Source organism: Asticcacaulis sp., from assembly GCF_027484505.1.
Taxonomy (GTDB): Bacteria; Pseudomonadota; Alphaproteobacteria; order Caulobacterales; family Caulobacteraceae; genus Asticcacaulis.
In genome coordinates this window covers 1-4,463 of the sequence record NZ_JAIXSV010000305.1, presented here as the reverse complement: position 1 = coordinate 4,463, position 4,463 = coordinate 1, and the positions used below count along the sequence as shown (strand labels likewise).

At 57.3% G+C, this 4,463-nt stretch carries 5 protein-coding genes; all 5 read left to right on the top strand.

Annotation, left to right across the window (positions count from 1 at the left end; genetic code table 11):
• The first annotated feature begins 108 nt into the window (after window positions 1-108).
• From Q0072_RS17920 to Q0072_RS17900, 5 genes are read left to right on the top strand one after another with little or no spacing between them, the layout of a single operon-like run.
• The gene (locus Q0072_RS17920) at window positions 109-1,158 is read left to right on the top strand and encodes an RHS repeat-associated core domain-containing protein (RefSeq protein WP_298332920.1); all 1,050 of its coding nucleotides are present in this window, start codon (window positions 109-111) and stop codon (window positions 1,156-1,158) included.
• Window positions 1,127-1,522 (top strand): hypothetical protein, encoded by a 396-nt coding sequence (locus tag Q0072_RS17915; protein WP_298332919.1) that lies wholly within the window; start codon window positions 1,127-1,129, stop codon window positions 1,520-1,522. Before Q0072_RS17920 ends, Q0072_RS17915 begins: the two co-directional genes overlap by 32 nt.
• A gap of 4 nt (window positions 1,523-1,526) precedes the next feature.
• On the top strand, window positions 1,527-3,230 hold the full coding sequence (locus tag Q0072_RS17910) for an RHS repeat-associated core domain-containing protein (RefSeq protein WP_298332918.1): 1,704 nt from the start codon (window positions 1,527-1,529) through the stop codon (window positions 3,228-3,230).
• Entirely contained in the window at window positions 3,220-3,900 is a 681-nt protein-coding gene (locus Q0072_RS17905; protein ID WP_298332917.1) for a hypothetical protein, read from the top strand. The genes Q0072_RS17910 and Q0072_RS17905 overlap by 11 nt, the downstream gene beginning before the upstream one ends.
• A gap of 12 nt (window positions 3,901-3,912) precedes the next feature.
• Window positions 3,913-4,443 carry a hypothetical protein gene (locus Q0072_RS17900; RefSeq protein ID WP_298332916.1) on the top strand — a complete coding sequence of 177 codons (531 nt, stop codon included), beginning with the start codon at window positions 3,913-3,915 and terminating at the stop codon, window positions 4,441-4,443.
• Window positions 4,444-4,463 lie beyond the last annotated feature (20 nt).

Here is a 4,463-nt window from a genome sequence, read left to right as displayed (position 1 = left end):
GAGGCTGTCGCCATCACGCCAGAGGGGCCCGGACCCAGGATAGTGCTGATGTAAGAAGCACTGACCACGGTTCAAGAGCGGGGATGTGAGATTTTTTTGGGAGCCGGGTTGGAGGGTCGCGCCTGGAAACAGGTCAACGGCGTCACGACCCTGTATCTGGAGCTGGACGGGATCGAGTGGGGAAGCTACGACCCCGCCGGCACGCTCAAGGAGCGCACCATCCGCGCCTCTGGCACTGGCGGTGCCGTGGTAGCAATCCACGCCCCCGCTGGCGGCCTGATCCGCCTGCTGCCCAACCGGCAGGGCAGCGTGATCGGCTGGCTGCGGCCGGATGGCAAGCTCGGCGGGGCGTTTATGTATGACGCCTATGGCAACTCACCCCAGGCCGGGGCCGGTGGTCCGCAGTTCCGCTATGCCGGGATGCGGTTTGATGCCGAAACAGGCCTGTACCACACGCCCAACCGAGCTTACGATCCTCAGGATGGGAGGTGGATGCAGCTCGATCCGATTGGCATCAAGGATGGGCTGAACCGCTATGCCTATGTGAAGAACTCGCCGCTGATGGGCGTGGACCCGACGGGGTTGGCTTGCTACTGCGGCACACCACGAGACGACAAACTGGCCGAGGCGGGGCGACAGGTTGGCGTTGGTGTCGCGCAATCTGAGACCAAGGTCGATGATGCCATCCTGATTGGCGCCTTTGCTGCTATGGCGGCTCCAGTGGCGATTGAGGTTGGCGCAGCAGCTCTGGCAAATCCTGTTGGGGCTACTCAGGCATTGGCAGGGCTTGCTGAAGGAGTAGCCCCTGGTGCTGGTTCGGGTACCCTTGCTGCGGCGGGGGCAGTTGGTGCAAATGCGGTGGGCAAGCTGGCGGGAGTTACCGACGATGTAGTTCAAGCTGCTGAAAGTGTTACTGTGCGCTTCGGTGCGGTAGAGAACCAAATTTCTCATACATTTCGACATGTTGAGAAAGCCGGTTTCGACCGGCAGACGGTGCAAGAAGCAATCAACCAGCAGCTATCGAAGACTGGAGAAGCGTTACCAGGCGGTCAGTACAGCAGCAGCGTCCTTGTAGATGGAACTAAGCTTGACTACAGCGCCTTCAAACTTCCGGATGGGACAATCAATGTTGGACGAATCACCCCACCACGACCATGACGGGTTACGTCGTCTCCGTAGCCCTGAAGTTGCACTCGTGAAGGAGTTGCTCTCAAAATGTTCAAGCCTTCATCTAATTGATGGCGGGCTCGATAATGTCATGGTTAGAGATATGAATGATGGTGGGATGGGAAGCATTATCTTCTCTGGTGAAAAAAATAGGATAATCGGAAGAAAAATTGTAGATGCTGATTATTGTGATGCAGATGGCGTATTGGTAAGAATATCCGTAAATCTTGATAATTTCGGAAAATTATATGAGATTGATTTCTGGAAAATAGACTTCTCGCCATTATTAGTGTATCCTCATCCGAATTCTATAGAAATATATCCAACCTCTGGTCAATGCGACAACCGCCTATGACGCGTTGAACCGCCCCGCCACGGGGGTGACCGGCGTCGCCCCCACCGTGGCGATGAGCTTTACGTATGACGAAGCCGGCAACCGCACAGGGGCCACCTGGTCGGGTGCCACGGTGGGCTGGCGCTATGATGGCCTGAACCGGGTGACGGGGGTGGATTTCGGTGCCGAGGCCGTGACGCGCCACAGCTACGACCTGCTGGGCCGTCGTACCGCCACCACGCGCGGGGCCGCCAGCAGCGCCTATGGCTATGACATTGCCGGCCAGCTGAAGAACCTCAGCCACGCCTGGTCGGGCGGATCGCTGGCCGCCAGCTATGGCTACGACGATGCCGGCGGCCTGATCAATGAGGCGCTGGATAACAGCGCCTTCCTGTGGCAGCCGGCCCCGACCCTGACCAAGACCACCGCCTACGACCCCGCCTCACCCATCAACGCCCTGACCCGGGTGGACGGGGTCACCCAGACCCATGACGACCGTGGCAACCGCACGGGCGCGGCGGGCCGCACCTGGCGCTACGACACTCGCAACATGCTGGTGGGTGCCAACGCCCCCGGCATGGCCGCGACCTATGGCTATTACCCGGAGGGCGGGCGGGCCTGGAAACAGGTGAACGGCGTCACGACGCTGTACCTGGAGCTGGACGGGATCGAGTGGGGCAATTACGACCCCACCGGCACGCTCAAGGAACGCACCATCCGCGCCTCTGGCGCTGGCGGGGCGGTCGTGGCAATCCACAGCCCCACCGGCGGCCTGATCCGCCTGCTGCCCAACCGTCAGGGCAGCGTCATCGGCTGGCTGCGGCCGGATGGCAAGCTGGGCGGGGCGTATACCTATGACGCCTATGGCAACAGCCCCCAGGCGGGAGCCGCCGGGCCACAGTTCCGCTATGCCGGGATGCGGTTTGATGCAGAAACAGGGCTTTATCACACGCCCAACCGGGCATACGATCCCCAGGACGGGAGGTGGATGCAGCTCGATCCGATTGGGATTAAGGATGGGCTGAACCAGTATGCCTATGTGAAGGACTCGCCGCTGATGGGGGTTGATCCGACGGGGTTGATCAGTGCGGGCCAGTGCGCGCAGCTCGAGACGTGCAGGAAAGGAAAGTCCAATAGTGAACTTGGAGGCATGCTGAAGAAGGATCAGGAATCCGGGCAGTTAAAGGGTTCGCTGAATGATGTTGTAACCGCCCTTGGCAAAGGAACCGCCCTCGGCGTCGTCAGTGCTGGCGCACACAAAGCGGCACCAGGGGAGCAAATTCCGACTGATGCTCAGGAAACACAGGCGGGTGATGAAGGCGACCGGCAAACCTACTACGGGTCACGCGCATTGAGGGGAGACGCCTACGGGATCACGGCCTTACAAGTGACATGGAACTACGGCTTCTTGGGCAAGATCGCCAATGGCAACTTGGCCGGACACTTGAACATGACCGGACGAACCCCGGCGCAGCGCATGGCGATTATGCGGAGTATCGCGCGTGATCTAATCGGAGCTAACATCGAGGCTGTGGCAGAAGATATTGCAGCGCAGCAAGGCCTGATATTTGGGTCGCTTTCTGCGGTCCAGATTACCAATTACCACCACCGGGTGTTTGAGCGGCATGGTGTCCGCCGAGATGTATTCGGAGGCACGTTCTTAACTGGCCTTGAAGCTGAAGCGAAAATAACTGCTTGGATATGGTGTGGAGGCTGTGATGCCCCGTAGGAGTTCAGCCATCTCTGCTTTTCTGGCATCTGCGATTATTCTGATTTTCCTGTTTGATTGGTCGGGCGGCGATGTTCGTCCGCTCAGTGACAGGTATTTCAAGAATCCAAGCCAGTGGCGACTTGCCGCTTTTACTTATATGATCGGGGTCAGGTCGTCTGATGTTGACATTGAAGATGAGCGTCCAGTTTGGTTCATGTTTCGATCCTTCATGAAGGACACCGGTTTCATAGGCACAATTTATGATTCCGAAAGCGACGTAATACTCACCGCTCTTAGAGACCCAAAACACTACTTTAAGTTTTCTCCGGACATAGACGGTCAAGTGATTCAGCATTTAGAATCGTGCAGTGAAGAGAAAATTGGAAATTACTATAAGGTAATTTGCAGAAACTATAATGGCTCCATTCAAATATATAATTTGCCAAAATCAAAAATATTTTCAGCAGGAGATGAATACATTCATAGATTTATTTTCTGCTCAGGTACAAATAAATTTAACTACACAGCTAGTTTAGATGAGCTAAAAAGTATATCGAGGATTAATAATAGCAGTTGCTCTTTGTCAATTAAAGAGAACGGTGTGAATCTTAACATATCGATGCTTACCGAACGGGAAGCAATGCATATTCTCCATCAAAAAAAATTACTGTTTTCAGCGACGAAATAGAACCATCAATAAGTGACACCGCGCGGGGCACAGGTGTCGGCGGACTACAACACCCGCCGTCAGCCGCTTTACGAGGAGACGCGGGCCGGGTCCACAGCAGTGGCACCCCAAACCGCCGCCACGGTTCTGTCGCGCACCGACTGGATTTATGACGATGTCGGGCGGGTGACGCTGGAAAAGCGGGCCTCGGATATGCCGGGCATCCCGCATGCCGTCACCACGACGCTCTATACCGCCACCGATCAGCCGCAGAGCGTGACCGACCCGCTGGGCCGGGTGACGGTGACCGACTATGACGCGCTGGACCGCGCCATCCGGGTGACAGTCCCGTGGGAGGCGGGCAAGACCCGGGTGTCGGAGGTGCTGTACGATCCGGCGGGCCGCAAGCGGATCGAGCGTTCCGCCGTGGGCACGGATATGCAGCAGGACAGCGCGACCTATACCTACTCTGATGGCGATTCCGTTCGCACCATTACCGACCCGCACGGCCATGTCCTGACCCATGCCTATGACGGCCATGGCCGCCCGCTCGAACCTATCTGAAATAACCCGCACGCAGAGGG

Bases quoted from the DNA above. Each gene is read 5' to 3' on its own strand.
- Q0072_RS17905 (WP_298332917.1), top strand. From the start codon at position 3,220: ATGCCCCGTAGGAGTTCAGCCATCTCTGCTTTTCTGGCATCTGCGATT.
- Q0072_RS17915 (WP_298332919.1), top strand. From the start codon at position 1,127: ATGTTGGACGAATCACCCCACCACGACCATGACGGGTTACGTCGTCTC.